Annotated in this window: 21 protein-coding genes; 8 read left to right on the top strand and 13 right to left on the bottom strand. The window is 73.6% G+C overall.

The features are described from left to right. Positions 1–10 precede the first annotated feature (10 nt). Positions 11–316 carry a 30S ribosomal protein S14 gene (rpsN, locus tag ACGF15_RS11290; protein ID WP_345613943.1) on the bottom strand — a complete coding sequence of 102 codons (306 nt, stop codon included), beginning with the start codon at positions 314–316 and terminating at the stop codon, positions 11–13. Then, positions 316–552, bottom strand: coding sequence for a 50S ribosomal protein L28 (gene rpmB / locus ACGF15_RS11285; protein WP_345613942.1), 237 nt, complete (start codon positions 550–552; stop codon positions 316–318). Before rpmB ends, rpsN begins: the two co-directional genes overlap by 1 nt. 67 nt (positions 553–619) lie before the next feature. On the opposite strand from rpmB, the gene rpmG reads away from it, so the two are divergent. The 4 genes from rpmG to rpsR all read left to right on the top strand — a co-directional run bounded on the left by rpmG (position 620) and on the right by rpsR (position 2,553). Further along, the gene (gene rpmG / locus ACGF15_RS11280; protein ID WP_345613941.1) at positions 620–784 is read left to right on the top strand and encodes a 50S ribosomal protein L33; all 165 of its coding nucleotides are present in this window, start codon (positions 620–622) and stop codon (positions 782–784) included. A gap of 46 nt (positions 785–830) precedes the next feature. Then, entirely contained in the window at positions 831–1,085 is a 255-nt protein-coding gene (locus ACGF15_RS11275) for a type B 50S ribosomal protein L31 (RefSeq protein WP_345613940.1), read from the top strand. Further along, on the top strand, positions 1,085–2,242 hold the full coding sequence (locus tag ACGF15_RS11270; RefSeq protein WP_345613939.1) for a GTP-binding protein: 1,158 nt from the start codon (positions 1,085–1,087) through the stop codon (positions 2,240–2,242). Before ACGF15_RS11275 ends, ACGF15_RS11270 begins: the two co-directional genes overlap by 1 nt. A gap of 71 nt (positions 2,243–2,313) precedes the next feature. Then, on the top strand, positions 2,314–2,553 hold the full coding sequence (gene rpsR, locus ACGF15_RS11265) for a 30S ribosomal protein S18 (RefSeq protein WP_345613938.1): 240 nt from the start codon (positions 2,314–2,316) through the stop codon (positions 2,551–2,553). A 147-nt stretch (positions 2,554–2,700) separates the two neighbouring features. On the opposite strand, the gene ACGF15_RS11260 is transcribed toward rpsR, so the two are convergent. After that, positions 2,701–3,012 (bottom strand): hypothetical protein, encoded by a 312-nt coding sequence (locus ACGF15_RS11260; RefSeq protein ID WP_345613937.1) that lies wholly within the window; start codon positions 3,010–3,012, stop codon positions 2,701–2,703. 314 nt (positions 3,013–3,326) lie between these two features. Here ACGF15_RS11260 and ACGF15_RS11255 point away from each other — a divergent pair, with 314 nt between their 5' ends. Next, on the top strand, positions 3,327–3,884 hold the full coding sequence (locus tag ACGF15_RS11255) for a GNAT family N-acetyltransferase (protein ID WP_392797948.1): 558 nt from the start codon (positions 3,327–3,329) through the stop codon (positions 3,882–3,884). A gap of 60 nt (positions 3,885–3,944) precedes the next feature. Here the strand turns inward: ACGF15_RS11255 and ACGF15_RS11250 are convergent, their stop codons facing one another. From ACGF15_RS11250 to aztB, 8 genes are all read right to left on the bottom strand, one after another. After that, positions 3,945–4,712 (bottom strand): class I SAM-dependent methyltransferase, encoded by a 768-nt coding sequence (locus ACGF15_RS11250; RefSeq protein ID WP_345613935.1) that lies wholly within the window; start codon positions 4,710–4,712, stop codon positions 3,945–3,947. 105 nt (positions 4,713–4,817) lie between these two features. Continuing rightward, complete coding sequence (locus tag ACGF15_RS11245; RefSeq protein WP_392797945.1) at positions 4,818–6,026, bottom strand: aminotransferase class V-fold PLP-dependent enzyme; 1,209 nt, start codon at positions 6,024–6,026, stop codon at positions 4,818–4,820. Positions 6,027–6,030: 4 nt separating this feature from the next. Continuing rightward, entirely contained in the window at positions 6,031–7,368 is a 1,338-nt protein-coding gene (locus ACGF15_RS11240) for a pyridoxal-phosphate dependent enzyme (RefSeq protein ID WP_345613933.1), read from the bottom strand. Next, positions 7,365–8,915: a Y4yA family PLP-dependent enzyme gene (locus ACGF15_RS11235; RefSeq protein WP_345614013.1), complete on the bottom strand. Its 1,551-nt coding sequence runs from the start codon at positions 8,913–8,915 to the stop codon at positions 7,365–7,367. The genes ACGF15_RS11240 and ACGF15_RS11235 overlap by 4 nt, the downstream gene beginning before the upstream one ends. 304 nt (positions 8,916–9,219) lie before the next feature. Next, a complete protein-coding gene (aztD, locus tag ACGF15_RS11230) occupies positions 9,220–10,419 on the bottom strand; it encodes a zinc metallochaperone AztD (protein ID WP_392797941.1) in 1,200 nt (399 codons plus the stop codon). An 81-nt stretch (positions 10,420–10,500) separates the two neighbouring features. Continuing rightward, entirely contained in the window at positions 10,501–11,463 is a 963-nt protein-coding gene (aztC, locus tag ACGF15_RS11225) for a zinc ABC transporter substrate-binding protein AztC (protein WP_345613931.1), read from the bottom strand. Next, positions 11,463–12,701, bottom strand: coding sequence for a hypothetical protein (locus tag ACGF15_RS11220; RefSeq protein ID WP_392797937.1), 1,239 nt, complete (start codon positions 12,699–12,701; stop codon positions 11,463–11,465). The genes aztC and ACGF15_RS11220 overlap by 1 nt, the downstream gene beginning before the upstream one ends. Before the next feature lie 10 nt (positions 12,702–12,711). Further along, positions 12,712–13,596 carry a zinc ABC transporter permease AztB gene (aztB, locus tag ACGF15_RS11215; protein WP_392797934.1) on the bottom strand — a complete coding sequence of 295 codons (885 nt, stop codon included), beginning with the start codon at positions 13,594–13,596 and terminating at the stop codon, positions 12,712–12,714. A gap of 14 nt (positions 13,597–13,610) precedes the next feature. On the opposite strand from aztB, the gene aztA reads away from it, so the two are divergent. The 3 genes from aztA to ACGF15_RS11200 all read left to right on the top strand — a co-directional run bounded on the left by aztA (position 13,611) and on the right by ACGF15_RS11200 (position 16,320). Next, positions 13,611–14,354 (top strand): zinc ABC transporter ATP-binding protein AztA, encoded by a 744-nt coding sequence (gene aztA, locus ACGF15_RS11210; RefSeq protein ID WP_392797931.1) that lies wholly within the window; start codon positions 13,611–13,613, stop codon positions 14,352–14,354. A 191-nt stretch (positions 14,355–14,545) separates the two neighbouring features. Further along, entirely contained in the window at positions 14,546–15,571 is a 1,026-nt protein-coding gene (locus tag ACGF15_RS11205) for a permease (RefSeq protein ID WP_392797928.1), read from the top strand. Then, a complete protein-coding gene (locus ACGF15_RS11200; RefSeq protein WP_392797925.1) occupies positions 15,568–16,320 on the top strand; it encodes a TIGR03943 family putative permease subunit in 753 nt (250 codons plus the stop codon). Before ACGF15_RS11205 ends, ACGF15_RS11200 begins: the two co-directional genes overlap by 4 nt. On the opposite strand, the gene ACGF15_RS11195 is transcribed toward ACGF15_RS11200, so the two are convergent. Beyond that, positions 16,305–17,144, bottom strand: coding sequence for an ABC transporter ATP-binding protein (locus tag ACGF15_RS11195; protein ID WP_392797922.1), 840 nt, complete (start codon positions 17,142–17,144; stop codon positions 16,305–16,307). The genes ACGF15_RS11200 and ACGF15_RS11195 overlap by 16 nt on opposite strands. Beyond that, complete coding sequence (locus ACGF15_RS11190) at positions 17,144–18,172, bottom strand: FecCD family ABC transporter permease (RefSeq protein ID WP_392798288.1); 1,029 nt, start codon at positions 18,170–18,172, stop codon at positions 17,144–17,146. The genes ACGF15_RS11195 and ACGF15_RS11190 overlap by 1 nt, the downstream gene beginning before the upstream one ends. Between the last annotated feature and the right edge of the window lie 25 nt (positions 18,173–18,197).

Here is an 18,197-nt window from a genome sequence, read left to right as displayed (position 1 = left end):
GGCGGTACCGCTACCAGGAGGACTTGGTGACTCCGGGGAGGAAGCCCGCGTGGGCCTGCTGACGCACACGGACCCGGGAGAGGCCGAACTTGCGCAGGTGGCCGCGGGGCCGCCCGTCGACGCTGTCCCGGTTGCGCACGCGCGTGGCACTCGCGTTGCGGGGCTGACGGCGCAACTCCTCGGCAGCGGCCTGCCGTTCGGCGTCGGTGGAGGACGGGCGGCGGATGATCTCCTTCAGCTCGGCACGACGGGCCGCGTACCGCTCGACGGTCGCCTTGCGCTTCTCGTTCTGCGCGATCTTGCTCTTCTTGGCCATCAGACCTTCACTCCCCTGGCGCGGATACGGGCCACCGCGGCCTCGATGCCGATGCTGTCGATGGTCTTGATCGCCCGCGCGCTGAGCGTCAGCCGGACGTACCGGCCCTCGCTCGGCAGCCAGTAGCGCTTGCGCTGGACGTTGGGGTCGAACCGGCGCGAAGTGCGCCGGTGGGAGTGGGAGATGGCGTTGCCGAAGCCCGGCTTGGCGCCGGTCAGCTGGCAGTGGGCGGACACGGTTCTGCTTCCTCTCGTCGGACGACTACTTTTTGGTAATGGAAACCATTCCCATATAGTACCCGTCATGGCACGCAACGAGGTACGCCCGATCGTCAAGCTCCGCTCCACCGCCGGAACCGGCTACACCTACGTCACCCGCAAGAACCGCCGCAACGACCCCGACCGGATGGTCCTGCGCAAGTACGACCCCATCGCCCGCCGCCACGTCGACTTCCGCGAGGAACGCTGACCTTCCCCTCCCCACCCGCCCCGGCCCAGCCCCGAAGGACACCCCGATGAAGCCCGGAATCCACCCCGCCTACGGCCCCGTCGTCTTCCGCGACCGCGCCGCCGACTACGCCTTCCTCACCCGCTCCACCATGACCAGTGACAAGACCATCGACTGGGAGGACGGCAACACCTACCCCGTCGTCGACGTCGAGATCTCGAACGTGAGCCACCCCTTCTACACGGGGACCGCCCGCGTCCTGGACACCGCCGGTCGCGTCGAACGCTTCGAGCGCCGCTACGGCCGACGCGGAGCCGTCTGATGCGGCACGAATCCCCCCTGCCCGTCGTCCTCGTCGGCGGGCTCCACTCCGAGGCGCGACGGCAGGTCGTCGACCGCCTCCTGCACACCGTCCCCGGCAGCGTCGCCCTCCACCACGACCTGTCCACCGCCGCCGGACACGGCACCGTCCTGCGCCATGTGCGCGACGCCACGGGCGAGCTGTCCCGCGGGGAGACCCCGCTGGTCAACGACTGCGCGTGCTGCGCACTGCGCGAGGACCTGGTCCCCGAGCTGGAACGGCTCGCCGACGCCGGCCTCACCCGACTCGCCGTCGTCGAGCTCTGGGACTCCGTCGAGCCCAGGTCGATGGCCGAGGTCGTCGCCGCCCACGGCGGCGACGCGGTCCGCCTCGGCAACGTGATCACGGCCGTCGACCCCGCCCTCGTCCTGCCCTGCCTCGCCAACGGCGACGACCTGGCCGAGGCCGGCCTCGCCGCCGCCCCCGGCGACCAGCGCACCATCGGCGACACCTGGGCCAGGCAGCTGGAGTACGCCCCCGTCCTGGCCCTGGTCGACAGCGAGGCCGCCGACGACGAGGACCGGGCGCTGCTGGCCCAACTGCACCCCACCGCCCGCCGGGTACCGGCCGACTCCCCCCGGCTCGCGGAGTCGGCGTTCGCCGGCTTCGACGTCGAGGCGGCCGCGGCGGCCCAGCACCCCGCCTGCGCCCTGCTCCCCCAGGAGGCCGACGCGGCGGGCGTCACCACCCTCGTCTGGCGCCGGCACCGGCCCTTCCACCCCGAACGGCTGTACCACGCGCTGGAAGACCTCTGCTGCGCCGCGGCCCGCAGCCGCGGCCGGTTCTGGCTCGCCGACCGCCCCGACACCCTGCTCGCCTGGGACGCCGCCGGCGGAGCCCTCTGCGTGGAGAGCGCAGGCCCCTGGCTCGCCTCCCTGCCCGACGCCGCCTGGGAGATGGTGCCGCCCGTCCGCCGGGCCGCCGCCGCCCTCGACTGGCACCCCGAGCACGGGGACCGCTGCCAGCACCTCGTCTTCACCTCCCCCGGACTCGACCGCGACGGGCTCGCACACGTCCTCGAGTCCTGCCTGCTCACCGACGACGAGTACGCGGCCGGCCCCGAGGCCTGGAAGCACCTCCCGCCCGCCTTCGACACCCTCCTCGACCCGGTCGGCTAGTCACCGGCCCACCCGGCCCGCAGTCCCTCAGGCACCCACCCGACCCGCAACCCCTCGCACAAGGAGCACCCATGGCCCCTCGCCAGTCCTCCCGCAAGCCGCCGAAGGCACGTCCCAACCCGCTCGACGCGGCCGGGATCACCTTCATCGACTACAAGGACACCGACCTGCTGCGGAAGTTCATCTCCGACCGCGGCAAGATCCGAAGCCGCCGCGTCACCCGCGTCACCGCCCAGCAGCAGAGGCAGCTCGCCGCCGCCATCAAGAACGCCCGCGAAATGGCGCTCCTTCCCTACTCGTCCAGCCGATAGGACTCCCCGGTTGCGCAACGGCGCCGAATCCCCCTACGGCGGCCGTTCTTCCCCGAGGCGGCCCTTTCTCCGGGGTCGCGGCAGTGAGCGCACGGTAATGCACCGCCGAAAGGGGGTGCATTACCGTGCGGACGAGGACGAAGCCCGTCAGTGGTCGTCCCAGTGCCCGTCATGGGCCGCGTGCCGGTGACCGTCGTGCACGTAGTCCACGTGGTCGCCGTGCGGCACGGCCGGATGCCCGCAGCCCTCGCCGTGCGCATGGGTGTGACCGGCGTGCTCCTGGTGCCGACCGGGCTCGCACTCGTCCACGTGGCCGTCGTGGTGACGGTGCAGATGGCCTTCGTGCGCGTAGTCGACGTGATCGTGGTGGGGTACCGCCACATGCCCGCAGCCCTCGCCGTGCACATGGTCGTGTCCGGGGTGCGGCCGGTGCTCAAGGGGTGTTGCCACGCTGCCCATCTCCATGGAATCGGGCCGCCTCGCACTGAAGGCGGCGGCGTTCGGTTTCCGGGCCATTCCTATCCTCCCCGCCAAGGCTGTCACCGAAGACACGCAGCGGCAATCGACGTGCTTTCCTCGTGAAACCGACAACGATTCCCATCGTGAATCACCGGGCCGCTTCGTTAATCACCGGGCCGCTTCGTGAATCACCGAGCCCCTCGGCGGATTCCGGTTCTCCGCGCACGGCGTCGCCGCGAGCGGGTGCGGCGACCCGGCGGCCGGATCCCCGGGCCACCGGCGGAGGCAGGGCGCCGGGTGACATGCTGTCGCGCGTGACCGCATGCGAACCGACCGCACCGACCCTCACGCAGTTCGCCCGCCCGTCCGAACTCCCCGGCGCCCGCAGACGCGAGCTCGCCGCGTGCTGGGCGGCGGTGGTCAACGCCGGCGGGGCGGTCGTTCCGGCGGACTGCCCGCCGCCGCCCCTGACGGGGGCAGACCTGGCGGCAGCCGTGGACCGCGTCGCGGAGGGCCTGGCGCCCGAGCAGGGCAGGCTGCTGGTGGCCGGCCTCGACGGCTCCCTCGCGGGCTGGCTGCTCCTGCGACGCGAAGAGCACCCGCTGGAAGCACACTGCGGAGTGGTGAACCATGTGCAGACGCATGTGCACCTCAGGCGCCGGGGGATCGGGGCCGCGCTGCTGCGCGAGGTCCGCCGCGTCGCAGGGGAGGAGATGGGGCTCGAACGCCTCAAGCTCTCGGTGCGGGCGGGCCTCGGGCTCGAGGACTTCTACCGGCGGGCGGGCTGGGCCGAGGTCGGCCGGTGGCCGGGGGCCTTGCGCCTGGCACCGGGCGACGACCGCGACGAGGTGCTGATGAGCCTGGCCCTGTGACGACGGGGCCGGTACCCCCCGGGAGGCGTCCGAGGGCGGCGCGGTGAGGACAAAGGACCGTCAGTCCTTCAGCGCCACGAGCACGCAGCTGTCCCCCACCTGCCACACCGGCGCGACATGCCGGAAGCCCGCCCCGCGCAGCAGTTCGGCGTGCCGGGCGACCGGGAGGTAGTGGCTGCCGTCCTCCGCTCCGGACGACGGGCCGCCCCGCCTCCGCCGCTCGAACACGTCCGCCAGCTCGGGATCCGCCGCCGCGGCCCGCCACCAGGACTCCCAGTCCTCGTGACCGTGCTCCCCCGCCCGCTCGGCACGACGGCGCCCCACATGCGCGGTCAGACAGGAGAACGGCCCCAGGTCCGGAGGGAAGTGATCCCCGTTGACCAGCGCCCCGCCGGGGCAGAGCAGGGCCGCGAGGCTGCGGTAGGTCTCGGACAGGGCGGCGTCGGGCAGGCAGTGCAGGGCGGTGGTCGACACGGCGACGTCCGCACCGCGCCGCAGCCCCAGCGCGTCGGTCCAGCCGTCCTGGCCGATCACCGCCTCCGCATAGCGGGCGGCGTGCCCGTGGTGGGTGCGTGCCAGTTCCAGCAGCACCGGATCCCTGTCGACCGCGACGATCTCCGCGTCCGGCAGCCGGCGGGCGAGCCGTGCGGACAGCGAACCGGGTCCGCAGCCCAGATCGAGGAGGAGCGGCCGGGGGCGGCCCGCGCACACGTGCTCCACGACGTCGGAGATCACGGAGAAGCGCTCCTCGCGCTCCACCGCGTAGCGCTGCTGCTGCCGCTCCCAGCGCTCCACCCAGGTTCTGGCCGCTGCCGTGCTCACGCCCATGCGGTCACGCCACCCCTTTGCCGTTGCTCCACCCGCTGCGACTGGCGCACAGCCTACAGATGGAAACGGTTTTCAGTTGCCGTGCCTCCGAAAGTGCCGTGGAGATCACCCCAACGAGGCGAGTACGGTCAGCAGCCGGTCGATCTCCTCTCCGGTGTTGTACACGTGCAGGCTCACCCGGACGGAGCCGTCCTTCTCGTCGGCTCCCGCCTGGCAGTGGCTGTCGGCCCGCACCATGAAGCCGTGGCTGAAGAGGATGAAGCCGAGGTCGTCCGAGGGGATGTCGCGGTGCCGGAAGGTGACGATGCCGTGCCGGCGCTGCGCCGCGGGCAGAACGGAGTCCGCCGCCAGGCCGGCGGGGCAGCCGAGGATCTCGTAGGCGTCCAGACGGCGCAGCCGGTCCGTCAGGCGGACGGCCAGCGCCGCGACATGGGCGCTGACACGGTCGACGCCGACCGCGTCCAGCCAGTCCAGCGCGGCCAGCAGCGAGACGAGGCCCGCGGTGTTGGGGGTGCCCTGCCATCCGGCGGGCCGCAGCAGGGGGCCGCGGGTGTTGCGTGCCCAGACCGCTCCGGTGCCGGGCAGTGCGAACGCCTTGTGCCCGGAGAAGACGACGAAGTCGACGTCGAGCGCCGGATCGCCGACCCGCAGGGGGAGATGGCCGACGCTCTGGGCGGCGTCCAGGCAGATCGGCACCTCGGGGCCGACGGCGGCGCGCAGCCGGTGGACGTTCATGTCGCCGCCGTAGACGTGGTGGACGTGGGTGGCGGCGACGAAGCGGGTACGGGGCCCGACGACCGAGCGGAGTGCGCGGTGGTCGTAGTCCCCGGAGGTCTCCTGGTACGGCAGGGCGCGGATGCGCACCTCGGTGCCGCGTGCGGCGAGCAGGTCCCGGGCTTCGAGCCAGGGGTCGAGGTTGGCCCGGTGGTCGGCGAACGGGACCAGGATCTCGTCGCCGTCGGTGAGGTGCTCCGTGAGCCAGTCGCGGGCGACGGTGCGCAGTCCCTCGGTGGTTCCGCTGGTGAAGTGGACGGCGGAGCGCTCCGGTTCCGGGTCGCCGAGGAACTCCTTGACCCGGTCGCGGGCCCGCGCGATCGCCTCCGTGGTCCGGTTGGCCCAGGGGTAGGTGCCGCGGCCGGCGTTGGCGTTGGAAGAGGTCAGATAGGTGAGGACGGCGTCGAGGACGGCCTGGGGCTTCTGCGAGGTCGCGGCGCTGTCCAGATAGGCCAGTTCGGGGTGTGCGGTGATGATCGGGAACTGCGTCCTGACCGCCCGCTGCCAGGCCGGGTCCGCGTCGTGGGCCACTGCGCTCAACGGCTCACTCCCTCACCAGCGGTGCGCCCGCGTCCCGCCAGGCGACGACGCCGCCCGCGAGGCTGCGCACGTCCGGGTGCCCCATGCGGGTCAGCAACGCGGCGTAGCGCAGCGACTTCTCCCCCACCGGGCAGGCCAGCAGCACCGGCGTCCGCTTGCTGAACGGCAGCCCGGTGCGGACCAGTTCCTCGAACAGCTCGTCGACGATGTTGACCGAGCCCTCGATGTGCAGTGCGGCGTAGGCGTGCGGCCCGCGCAGGTCGACCACCAGCGGGCGGGGGTCCGCACCGGCGATCCAGCGCCGGGCGTCGTCGACGTCGACGGACCGGCCCTCGGCGCGGGCCTCGGCGTCGGTGAGGGAGGTGAGGGAGTGGCCGCGGCGCGCGGCTCCCAGCAGTTCCGGGCGCCGTGCGCGGACGTAGCTGAGATAGCTCTCGGCCCGGTCGCAGACGATGAACACCGCGGTCCTGCGGCTGCCGGTACCGGCCGGTTCGGTGTCGACGGACGCCAGGTGCCGGACGGCCCCCTGGTAGGCGGCGCCGCCGGTCGGCCCCGAGAGCAGCCCGCAGCGCCGGATCAGCGTCACCATCCCGTCGATGGCGTCCTGGGAGGTGACCGGCGCGAGCGCGTCGTATGTCGCGGGGTCGAACAGGCCGACCTGGTGGACCTCGTCGATCGTGCGGATGCCGGGGACGAAGTCGCCCTTGTCCGCGACCAGCCCGAGGACGCGCACCCCCGGGTCGTGCTCGCGCAGCACCTGGGCGACACCGGTGGAGGAGCCCGCGGTGCCCACGCAGGCGACGAACCAGTCCGGGACCCGGCCGCCCAGGTCCTTGACGATCTCCGGTCCGGTCCCGGTCGCGTGCGCCTCGACGTTGCGCGGGTTGAAGTACTGGTCGGTGTGCAGATAGGTGCTGCCGGGTTCCGAGAGCGCCTGGTGGAAACGGGTGAGCGGATCGTCGGTGTCCGTGGGGTCCAGGCACTCGCTCTGCCCCGGCAGCTCCTCGATCTCCGCGCCGAGGAGCAGCAGCAGCTCCTTGATCTCGGGGACGCGCATCCGGTTGGTCACGCTCCGGAACCTCAGCCCGTGCATCCCGGCCAGCAGGGCGAGGGCCTTGGCCGTGTTGCCGCTGGAGAGTTCCACCACCGTGGCGTCGCCGCCGGTCGCCTCCTGGAGGTGCGGGCGGGCCATGTGCCAGGCGGGCCGGTCCTTGACGGACCCGAACGGGTTGAGCATCTCCAGCTTGGCGTAGAGGTCGATGTGGCGCAGTCCGTGAACGGCCGGGTCGATGCGGACGAGGGGGGTGTTGCCTATCGCGTCGGTGATGGTGTCGTACTTCATGACGGCACTCCCTGCGGGTCGGTGAGCGGCCAGTAGTCCTCGTCGGGGCACCAGCGCCAGCCGCCGCCTTCCCGGGTGACCGCCACCGTCCGTGCGAGGGGCTGGCGTTGGGCGCGGTGGGCGTGGAAGTCCATGGCGTACCCGGCCGTGTTCACGAAGGCCAGCAGGTCCCCGGCGCGCGGCAGCCGGGGCAGGTACACGAGCCGGCGGGTGATCAGGTCGGCCTCCAGGCAGAGGTTGCCGACGAGGTGGACCCCGACGGGCCCGTCACCGGAAGGGGCGTCGGCTCCTGCGCGGGGGAGCAGGACGGGGTCGACGAGGACGCCGTGCTCCTCCAGGCTCACGTCCCCCGCGTTCATGCCCAGGCGCACCAGATGGCGGGGCGGGCCCTCCCCCGTGGGCCGTACGTCGAGCACCCGGGCCAGCGACAGGCCGCACTGGTCGACGAGGGCCCGCCCCGGCTCGATGTACAGGTCGTTCAGATGCTCCAGCAGCAGCGTGGCGGGCGGGCGGTCCAGGGCCGGCGCGGGGCGGGAGAGGAGGGCGTCGAGGTAGCCGGGCCCGGCGACGGGCCGGTGTGCGGGGTAGAGCGCTGCGGTTCCGCGCACCGTGCCGCCCTCGTTGCGCAGCCCGTAGCCGTGGCCGCGCCAGGTCAGCGGCGGACGTGCGCCCAGCACCGCCTCGCTCAGCGCGGTGGTCCACCGCTCCCACTCCCCCGCGTCGGCCAGGTACCCGGTCCCGAACCCGCCGCCGATGTCGACGGCCCGAGGGCTCAGGCCCCGCGCACGGCACTCGTCCATCAGCAGCACACAGCGCTCCAGTGCCCTGGCCTTCTCCTCCAGTCCCGTGGTGTCCAGGTGGTACGCCAGCCCGACGAGCCGGACGGCGTCGGCGTGCCGCTCCAGCGCCTCCCACAGCTCGCCGGCCCGGGCGACCGGGGTGCCGAAGCGGCTGCGGCGCGACAGCAGCCGGGTGCCCGGCCCCGCGTGCCCGCCGTCCGACTCGAACTCCGACAGCCGCGCCAGCACGTCCACCCTGCCGAGCCCGTACGTCCGCACGAGACGGGCCAGTCGCTCCAGTTCACCGGCCGAGTCCAGGTTGACCGTCGCCCCCACCCGGGCCGCCAGCCACAGGAACTCCTCGTCCTTGGGACCGGTGGCCATCACCCGGTCCGCCGTGAACCCGCAGCCCAGCGCATGGCGCAACTCTCCCAGCGAGGCCACGTCGACCCCGACGCCGGCGGTGTCGCAGGCGGCCAGCCTGCGCACCAGGGCGCTCGACCGGTTCGCCTTGTGCGCGAAGTACACCCGCCCGGCGAGGTGATGACGCCGGTAGACGGAACGGAACCGCTCCGCGTTCCCGGCGACGGCCTCCGGGAGCAGTACGTTCAGCGGCGATCCGAGCGCGTCGCACAGCGCGTGCAGGAACGGCGCGTCCCGAAGGAGCGAAGCGAGCCCCGGGTCCACCCGCGGCCGCAGATACAACGGTTCTTCCTCCACCCGACCCCCTGGTCGACCGGTCGCCGTACCGGCCGTGCCGGCGACCATCCGCCAGTAGTCGTTTCCCACCGCGCGCTCCGCTAAGCCGGGAAGGACCATGACGTTCGAGACTTCCGAGGGACCGGGACCTTCGAGACCTCCGGCGGCAGGGCGTCCGGCGGCGATACTGGGTGCTCCGCCTGCCCTGGGCTCCGGACGCCACGGGCAGGGAGAGGGAACCGTTCCCGTCAGGGGTTCCCTGTACGCGCCCGCATGCTCGGCGACGCCCGGACCACCGGGAGGCGAGAGCGCGGCACGCCCGCCGGCCAAGGGTCGGCGGGCGTTCCGCGCAGCAGGCTCCAGGGCGGACCGGTCAGTGGCCGGCCACCGTGCCGGACAGCTCGTTGACTGCCTTCGGCAGGGTCACGGACGCCACCTTCTCTCCCGACTCCACGTCGAAGGCGTGCAGTCGGCGCGTGGCCGGTTCGGAGACGTAGGCCGTGTGGTCGCGGACGAACAGGGTGGGCCTGGGCTGCTGCCAGTCCAGGGGCTCCGTCCAGTCGCCGACGGCCTCGATCCTCTTCTCCACCGTGCCGGTCTCCGGGTCGATGACGTGGAGGACGCCGTTGGTGCCGAGGACGAGGGCTTCGCCGTGCGGGCCGCGGGCGAGCGAGCGGAAGGAGTAGCTGGTGCCGAGGTCGACCAGGCGCAGCTTCGCCGTCCGGGTGTCGATCAGCGAGATGCGGGTGGGCCGCTCCAGTTCCGCCTCGGGGTCGGTCTTGTAGTCGCCCAGGAGGATCGGGGAGAGCTCGCTGCCGCGCTGGTTGCCGATGCGGCCGTAGTCGTCGGGGGCCTCGACCTTGGTGAACTTCCCGTCCCGGTAGATCAGGACCCCGTCCTCACAGCCCAGGGCGATCGCCTCGTCCTCGGCGGCGGCCTCGCCGTGCACGCCGGGGCAGTTCTCGGCACGCTCGACCTCCTTGTCGTCCTTGTCCAGGACGAGGGCACCGGTGCGCTTCTCCTCGGTGCCCAGGGTGGTGAGGAGTTCACCGCCGGCCAGCTCGACGGCGACGCCGTGGTGGGGCTCGGCGGAGGTGTAGCTGCGGGCCCGCGGCTTCCCGCCGTCGGCGAGATCGGCGGGGTCGAAGACGTTCACCTCACCCGTGCCGTCGGTGAACAGGGCCGTCCGGCCTCCGTGCAGCACGACGTGTCCGGGCTTGGGGCCCTTGAACTCGGCGCCCGTGAAGGTCTGCCGGGCGGCGTCGAAGACGCGGAAGCCGGTGTCGGTGGAGACGAGGACATGGTCCTCGTCTCCCGCGGGGTTGACCCGGTTGAAGCCGGGCATCCCGACCGTCCTGGCCAGCTTCAGGGTCTCACCGTCGAGGACGTACAGGCCGCCGTCGAAGGTGGCGACCAGCGGGTGGTCGACCGCGGCGGCCCCGCCGGCCTCCGCCTGCTTCGGCTTGGCCTCGGACGGGGCGTCGCCGCTGCCGCCGCAGGCGGTCAGCGCCGTCGTCGCCACCAGGGCGAGGGCGGTGCCCGTGAGCACGCGGGCTCGCGTCGGCTTGTTCATTGCGCGTGTTCCTCTCCGGCCCCGTGCGGGGCGGGTTTCGGGGGTGGAGCGGCCGGCACGGTGTACCGGGCCGCGGGGGGGTCAGTTGCCGCCGAGGCTCGCGGCCATGGCCGTGGTGTTGGCGCGCATCATCTCCAGGTAGGTCCCGGCGCCCTCGCCCTTCTCGGTCAGCGACTCGGAGTACAGCGGGACGACGTCCACGTCGCCGCCCGTCTCCCGGCGCAGGACCTCGGCCAGCCGGGTGGGCTGGGAGGAGTCGGCGAAGACGGTGCGCACCCGGGCCTTCTCCATGGCCCGGACGAGGGAGCCCAGATCGGATGAGCTCGGGGAGGCGAGGGTCGTGCCGCTGGGGACGACCGCGCCGATCACACGGAAGCCGAAGCGGTCGGCGAGGTAGCCGAAGACGTGGTGGTTGGTCACCAGGGCGCGCCGGTCCTCGGGGATGGCGGCGAAGGACGTCTCCATCCAGGTGGTGAGGTCGGCGAGTCGGCCGTCGTAGCGTGCGGCGTTGTCCCGGACGGCCTGCTCGCTCACGCCGTCGACGTGCTCGACGACCTGCTCGGCGATCAGGCCGACGGCCTTGCGCACCCGGTCGGGGTCGGTCCAGAAGTGCGGGTCGGGCTCTCCGACGTCGTCCGCGGGGCGGCCGTCGTTCCCGGTGCGGAAGCGGAGCGGGTCGACCGCCTCACCGACCGCGAGGGTGGCCACCCCCGAGGTGCGGGCCGCCTCCACGTGCCGCAGTACGTTCTCCTCCAGCCCGAGCCCGTTGCAGACGACCAGGTCCGCGTTCTCCAGCTCGGCGGCCTGCACGGCCGACAGGCCGAAGGAGTGCGGGTCGGCGTTGGGGCTCATCAGCACGCTGACGCCCGCCTCGTCCCCGACGACCTCCCGGGTGATGTCACCGAGGATGTTGGTCGTCACCACGATCCGCGGCCGGTCGTCCTCGCCGCCCGCGCAGCCGGTCGCCGCTCCGGCGACGACGAGGAAGCTGATCAGGGTCAGCACCAGGGCGCGCACGCGCGCCGCTGCCACACGCACGCGCATCAGCCCGTCACCCCTATCAGGGACGGCCGGACGTCCAGCTCGAAGGTGCGGGCGACGCGGAGGGCGTCGTTGTGGTCGATCTCGTGTACGCGCCTGCCGGCGGGGTCGTTGAGGTAGGCACGGCTGCGGTCGACCTCGATCACCGGGGCCATGGCCCGGCCGGGGCCGGTACCGGGGGCGTCCCGCAGCAGGGGCTCCGTGACCGCTGTCTCCTCGCCACTGGGGATGTCGTAGCCGTGGAGGGCTCCGTCGCTCTCCAGGACCAGCAGCGGGGCGCCTTCGCCCGCGGTGTTCGCGGCGGTCGCGGGGCCCGTCCGCACCCGGGTCCAGGCGCGCCCGGTCACGTCCAGGACCCAGACGGCGCTCTTCCCGGCGAGTGCGGTGAGCGTGGTGCCGCCCGGGCGGTGCCGGAACTCCGCGGCCCGCTCCGCCCTCGGCACCTCGGCACCGTAGGGGATCTTCTCGGCGGTGAAGGCGCCGCCGTCGCGGTGGACGAGCAGGGCGCCGTCGGCGCAGCCGAGGACGACGCCCCGCCGGGTGACCGCGTCGCCCCTCGGGTCCTCGCACGCGGACTCCGGGGAGGCGACGCGCCGGCCCGAGCGGTCGAGTACGACCACCCGTGCGGGGCCGGCCCCGTCCTCGGTGAGAGCGATCAGGTGGCCGGCGTAGGGGACCACCGCTCCCGCGTAGGTGCCGGGAAGTCCGGTGGGTGTGCCCGTCGCACCCTTCTCCAGGTCGGTACGGGAGTGCACACCCGCCCTGCCGTCCGCGCCCGTCACCACGGTCACGCCGGTGTCGCCGCGGACGCTCGCGCCGGTGCCTGCGGGGAGGTCGCCCACGTCCCGGATCTTCGCGCGGTAGTAGTGCATGTGGTCTCCGTGGTCGACCGTCCACGCGCCGCCGTCGAGGACGTGGACGCCGCCGGGGCCGTGGAAGTAGCCGAAACGGCCGTCCGTGGTCAGTCCGGTCAGCCCCGCCCGGCGGGACGTCTCGTGCACCCGGCCGGTGATCAGGTCCAGCACCCGGGTCTCACCGGTGGTGCCGTCCCCCACCAGGAGCCGGGACTGCTGCTCGGCCGCCTCCGTGGCGCCTTCGACATGGCCGTGGCGGGCGGCCGCGGAGGGAGCCGCCGCCGAGGCGGGCTCGGGGACCGGGGCCCGGCCGGCGCATCCCGCGGTCGGCAGGACCGCGGACAGAACGGCCGCCGCCAGGGAGGTGACGTTTCTTCGGACGAACAAGGGGACCGCCTCAGGTGTCGTTCGATCGGGTCGCGGGGGCGTTCGCCGGGACGGCCGCGGCCGGGAGGGGCGCGGTGCGGCAGCGGTGCCGTATCCCGGACGCCGCGTGGGACAGGAGGAAGAGGCCGACGGCGAGGGCGGACACGGTCGCGCCGGCCGCGGTGCCGAGGTGCCAGGAGAGCTGCAGGCCGCCGAAGACGGCGGCCGCGCCGAGGGCCGCGGCGAGGGCCATGACGCCGCGCACACTGCGCGCCCAGGGCAGGGCGGCCGCGGGCGGGGCGATGAGCAGGCCGAGGACCAGCAGCGTTCCCACGATGTGGAAGGAGGCCACGATGGCCAGGGCCAGCAGCCCGAGCAGCGAGGCGTGCGCGAGACCGGGACGCAGGCCGAGCGTCCGGGCCTTGCGGTCGTCGAACGCCAGCGCCAGGAAGGCCCGGTGGCCGAGCGCCGAGACGGCCAGCGCCGCCGGCAGCGCCGCCCCGAGCAGGATCAGCTCGCTCTCCCGTACCGCGAGGACGTCGCCGAAGAGGAACCCGGTGAGGTCCACGGCGAAGGACTGCGAGCGGGAGACGATGATGACGCCGAGGGACAGCATGCCGACGAAGAGCAGGCCGATCCCGGTGTCCTGGGACAGCTTCGGGGTGCGGCGGAGGGCGGTGACGCCGGCCGCCATGACGGCCGCGCTCACCACCGCCCCCACCAGCAGGTCGACCCCGAGCAGTGCGGCGACCGCGAGGCCGGGCAGCAGGCCGTGGGACATGGCGTCGCCGAGGAAGGCCATCCCCCTCAGCACCACCCACGTCCCGGCGAGGGCGCAGATCGCCGACACCAGGATCCCCGCCCACAGGGCACGCTGCACGAAGGCCGCCTCGAAGGGGGCCGTCAACCACTCCATACGACGACACTACAATGACAATCATGTTCAATAACAACCGCCCGGGGCCTCACCGCACCGACTCGGGCGAGCAGCGCATACGCATCACCGACCTTGACGCGGGCTATCCGGGCAGGCCCGTGCTCCGTCAACTCAGCGCTTCGATACCGGCGTTGGCCATGACGGCACTCGTCGGGCCGAACGGCAGCGGGAAGTCCACGCTGCTCGGCGTTCTCGCCGGCGTGATCCAGCCCACATCCGGACGGCTCCGGTACGCGAAGGGCCGCCCGCCCGCCTTCGTCCCGCAGCGCGGCGCCGTCGGTGAGGAGCTCCCCCTCACCGCACGGCAGACGGTGGAGATCGGCCGCTGGGGCGAGCGCGGGCCGTGGCGGCGGCTGACCCGCCACGACCGCGCGGTGGTCGACTCCTCCATGGACCGACTCGGCGTGGCCCACCTCGCCACCCGCCAGCTCGGCGAGCTGTCCGGCGGACAGCGCCAGCGCGTCCTGATCGCCCAGGGCCTCGCCCAGCAGTCCGACCTGCTGCTCCTGGACGAGCCGACCACCGGGCTCGACCCCGAGGCCCGGGAGCGGATCACGGACCTGCTGAGGGACCTGGTCGCCGACGGCACGACCGTCGTCCAGGCCACCCACGACCTGGCGGCCGCCCGATCGGCCGACGTCTGCCTGCTGCTGAGCGGCGGCCTGCTGGTCGGGCAGGGCCCGCCCGGGCAGGTCCTCACCCCCGCGGTGCTGTCCGAGCTCCGGCAGCCCGCGTGAACGGGGCGCACCGGCCCGGAGCCGTCCCCGCCGGCACCGGTGCCGCCGGGCAGCGGTGGGACGCACGGGCCCGCCCGGTCTCCGCCCCCTCGCGGCTCGATAGGGTGCGCGGGTCCGGCACCGCGCGCCCGGCGCGCCGAAGGCCACCGGCGGGGGCGGGGGCGGACGGCACCGAAGGCGGAGCGAGCGAGATGAGCGATCAGAAGTACGCGGGCAGGCGGGGCGGTGTCGCCGACGCCGTGCGCCTGTCCGTGCGGGCGGCGGTCCACCTCCTGCTCGGCGGATTCGCGCTCCTCACGATCGTCACCGTCGTCGACGCGCTCGGGCCGGTGCTCGCGCTCGGCCTCTACACCCCTCCCGTCGCCGCCTGGTGGACCGTGTTCACCGCCGTCGTGGTCCAGGGGGTTCCGTTCCTCCTGCTCGGCGCGCTGGTCTCCGCGGCCGTCGCCACCCTCGTGCCCGAGCGCGTCTTCGCCCGGCTGCTGCCGCGCAGCCCGGCTCTCGCGGTGCCGGTGGCGGGCGCGGCCGGGGTGGTGCTGCCCGGGTGCGAGTGCGCGTCGGTACCGGTGGCCGGCAGTCTGATGCGGCGCGGGGTCGCCCCGGCGGCCGCGCTCGCGTTCCTGCTCTCCGCGCCCGCGGTCAACCCCGTCGTGCTCGTCGCCACGTCCCTGGCGTTCCCCGGTCAGCCGATGATGGTGGTGGCCCGGTTCGTCGCCTCGCTCGCCACCGCCGTCGTCATGGGCTGGCTGTGGGCACGCTTCGGCCGCACGGAGTGGCTGCGGCTCCCGGCGAGGCCCGCGTCCGGACCGGGCGCGTCCCGCGCCCGCTCCTTCGTCGCCGGGCTCCAGCACGACTTCCTGCACGCCGGCGGCTTCCTCGTCCTGGGGTCGGCCGCGGCGGCCACCTTCAACATCGCCGTGCCGCGGACGGTACTGGACCTCTTCACGGCATCCGCCTGGGTGTCGGTGCTTCTCCTGGCGCTCCTCGCGGTGGTGCTGTGCGTGTGCAGCGAGGCGGACGCCTTCGTGGCCGCGTCGCTGAGCGGGTTCGGCCCGGTGGCCCAGCTGGCCTTCATGGTGGTCGGCCCGATGGTCGACCTGAAACTGTTCGCGCTCCAGGCGGGCACCTTCGGGCGGGACTTCGCCCTCCGGTTCTCGTCCGCCACCTGGGTGACCGCGGTCGCGGGCAGCGCGCTCGTGGGGTGGTGGCTGCTGTGAGGAAGTACGGTCCCGCCGTGCTGTTGCTGCTGGTGGGCGCAGCGGTGCTGCGCATCTCGCTGTTCGGCGATCTCTATCTGCGGTATGTGCAGGCCGGGCTGCGGCCCTGGCTGGTCCTCTCCGGGACACTGCTGGCCCTGCTCGGCCTGCTTCAGGCCGCGCTCACCGCGCGGGCGGCAGGGAAGGGCGCCCCCGGCGCGGACGGGCACGCGCACCAGGCCGAGGGGGAACCGGACCACGGCCACTCCCACCCGGGGGGTCCGCGCATCGCCTGGCTGCTCGCGCTCCCCGCCGTCGCCCTGCTCTGCTTCCCTCCCCCGGCGCTCGGCTCGTACAGCGCGGCCCGTGAGGAGGCCCGGCGCACCGAGGCGTACGTCGGCACGTTCCCCCCGCTCCCGGCCGGCGACCCGCTGGAGCTGCGCCTGTCCGCGTTCGCCTCCCGCGCCGCCTACGACAGCGGATACTCGCTGCGGAACCGCACGCTGCGGCTCACCGGCTTCGTCACCCGCGGCGACGGCGGCACCTGGTACGTCACCCGTCTACGGGTGGCGTGCTGCGCGGCCGACGCGACGGCGGTCAGGGTGGAGGTCCGCGGGGCGGCGGCGCCGGAGCCCGACACCTGGGTGACGGTCACGGGCAGCTGGCACCCCCGTGGCAGGCCGGGCTCGGCCGCGGCCTGGCCCCCGGCGCTGGACGCCACGGCGGTCCGCACGATCCCCGAACCGCCGGACCCCTACGAGAAGCGCTGAGGCCCGGATTCCGAACGGGACGGACGGCCGCCCCCGACCGCGGCGGCCGGTCGCGCCGTGGTGGGGAGGTAGGTGATACGGAGGGCGCCGGTGGCGGGTTCCCGGTCGACGAGCACCTCGACTCCGTAGACCGACCTGATCAGCTCCGGGGTCAGCACGCTGTCCGGGGCACCGGCCGCGACCACCGTTCCGTGCTGGAGGAGGACGAGGTGGTCGCAGTACCGCGCGGCGAGGTTCAGGTCGTGGAGGGCGACGACGCAGGTCACGTCGAGCGAGGTCAGCAGGTCGAGGAGGTCGAACTGATGGCGGATGTCGAGGTGGTTGGTGGGTTCGTCGAGCAGGATCTCGCGGGGTTCCTGCGCCAGGGCGCGGGCGAGTTGGGCGCGTTGCCTCTCGCCTCCCGAGAGGGTGTGCCAGCTCCGGTCCTGCCGGTCGGTGAGGTCGGTCCGCTCCAGCGCGGCCTCGACGGTCCGCCGGTCGTGCTCGCCGAGGGCGTCGAAGCGTCCGCGGAAGGGGGTGCGGCCGAGTTCCACGACCTGCCGGACGGTGACGTGGTGGTGGGCGGTGACGTCCTGTTCGACGACGGCGAGCCGGCGGGCCAGCACCCGGCGGCCGAGGTCGGCCAGGTCGGAGTCGTCGTAGCGGACGGTTCCGGTGTCGGGGCGGCGCAGTCCGGCGAGCAGGCGCAGCAGGGTCGACTTGCCGGAGCCGTTGGGGCCGAGGAGGCCGGTGACCTTTCCGTCGTGGGCCGCCATGTCGATGCCGTCGAGGAGGCGCTGGCCCTTGACGGACCAGGACAGACGGGTGGTGGTGATGCGGCCCATCAGGACTCCAGACGCTTCAGGACCAGGGCGAAGGCGGGCGCGCCGAGCAGAGCGGTGATGACCCCCGCCGGCAGTTCGTGGGGGGCGAAGGCCGTGCGCGCGAACACGTCCACCCAGATGAGGAAGACCGCGCCGGCGATCGCGGACAGGGGAAGGAGGGAGCGGTGCGCCGGGCCGGCCAGGATGCGGACCGCGTGGGGGACGAGCAGGCCGATGAAGCCGATCGCGCCGGAGGCCGCCACGGCGGCCGCCGTGATGACCGAGGTCAGCACCATGAGCCAGACGCGGGCCGCGGTGACGTTGATTCCCAGGGCGGCCGCGGAGTCCCATCCGAAGGTGAAGGCGTCGAGGGCGGGCGCGAAGAACTGCACGGCGAGCACCCCGGTCAGGATGAGGACGACGGTGACGGTCACCCCCTCCCACCGGGCGCCCCCGAGGGTGCCGAGCAGCCAGTAGGTGAAGCCGCGGGTGGAGTTGGCGTCCCCGCTGACCATGAGGATGACCGAGGTGACCGCGGCGAAGAACTGGGAGACCAGCACGCCGGTGAGCACCACCCGGGACGGGCTGGCCACGCGCCCGCCGCCGAGCAGGATCAGCAGCAGGCCGAAGGAGAGCAGGCCGCCGGCGAACGCTCCGGTGGACAGGGAGACGCTTCCGCCGATGCCCAGCAGGAGCACGGCGACCGCTCCGGTCGAGGCGCCGGAGGAGACTCCGAGCAGGTAGGGGTCGGCGAGGGGGTTCCGGGTGACGGCCTGCAGGACCGCGCCGGAGACGGCCAGGGCCATGCCGACGGCGGCGGCGAGCAGGACCCGCGGGAAGCGGGACTCCCAGATCAGGGCGTCGAGGAGCCCGGGCAGGGGCTCGGTGGGGGCGATGCCGCCCAGGCCGGTGTGCCGGAGGATCGTGGAGACCACGTCCAGGGGCCGGATGTCCGCGCTCCCGAACAGCGAGGCGGCGAGGACCGACACCAGCAGGGCGGTGACGGCCAGGAACCACAGCGCCACCGTCGGGGCGCGCCGCCGGCGCACCGGAGCCCCTTCCCGGCGGTGGGTC

This window comes from Streptomyces sp. NPDC048001, assembly GCF_043203115.1.
In the GTDB taxonomy this organism is placed as follows: Bacteria; Actinomycetota; Actinomycetes; order Streptomycetales; family Streptomycetaceae; genus Streptomyces; species Streptomyces sanyensis.
This window is presented reverse-complemented; position numbering and strand designations above follow the sequence as displayed.

Coding starts and splice junctions, on each gene's coding strand:
- rpsN (WP_345613943.1), bottom strand. CDS start 316: ATGGCCAAGAAGAGCAAGATCGCGCAGAACGAGAAGCGCAAGGCGACC.
- rpmG (WP_345613941.1), top strand. CDS start 620: ATGGCACGCAACGAGGTACGCCCGATCGTCAAGCTCCGCTCCACCGCC.
- ACGF15_RS11275 (WP_345613940.1), top strand. CDS start 831: ATGAAGCCCGGAATCCACCCCGCCTACGGCCCCGTCGTCTTCCGCGAC.
- ACGF15_RS11270 (WP_345613939.1), top strand. CDS start 1,085: ATGCGGCACGAATCCCCCCTGCCCGTCGTCCTCGTCGGCGGGCTCCAC.
- rpsR (WP_345613938.1), top strand. CDS start 2,314: ATGGCCCCTCGCCAGTCCTCCCGCAAGCCGCCGAAGGCACGTCCCAAC.
- ACGF15_RS11260 (WP_345613937.1), bottom strand. CDS start 3,012: ATGGGCAGCGTGGCAACACCCCTTGAGCACCGGCCGCACCCCGGACAC.
- ACGF15_RS11250 (WP_345613935.1), bottom strand. CDS start 4,712: ATGGGCGTGAGCACGGCAGCGGCCAGAACCTGGGTGGAGCGCTGGGAG.
- ACGF15_RS11240 (WP_345613933.1), bottom strand. CDS start 7,368: ATGAAGTACGACACCATCACCGACGCGATAGGCAACACCCCCCTCGTC.
- ACGF15_RS11235 (WP_345614013.1), bottom strand. CDS start 8,915: ATGGTCGCCGGCACGGCCGGTACGGCGACCGGTCGACCAGGGGGTCGG.
- aztD (WP_392797941.1), bottom strand. CDS start 10,419: ATGAACAAGCCGACGCGAGCCCGCGTGCTCACGGGCACCGCCCTCGCC.
- aztC (WP_345613931.1), bottom strand. CDS start 11,463: ATGCGCGTGCGTGTGGCAGCGGCGCGCGTGCGCGCCCTGGTGCTGACC.
- aztB (WP_392797934.1), bottom strand. CDS start 13,596: ATGGAGTGGTTGACGGCCCCCTTCGAGGCGGCCTTCGTGCAGCGTGCC.
- aztA (WP_392797931.1), top strand. CDS start 13,611: ATGACAATCATGTTCAATAACAACCGCCCGGGGCCTCACCGCACCGAC.
- ACGF15_RS11205 (WP_392797928.1), top strand. CDS start 14,546: ATGAGCGATCAGAAGTACGCGGGCAGGCGGGGCGGTGTCGCCGACGCC.
- ACGF15_RS11195 (WP_392797922.1), bottom strand. CDS start 17,144: ATGGGCCGCATCACCACCACCCGTCTGTCCTGGTCCGTCAAGGGCCAG.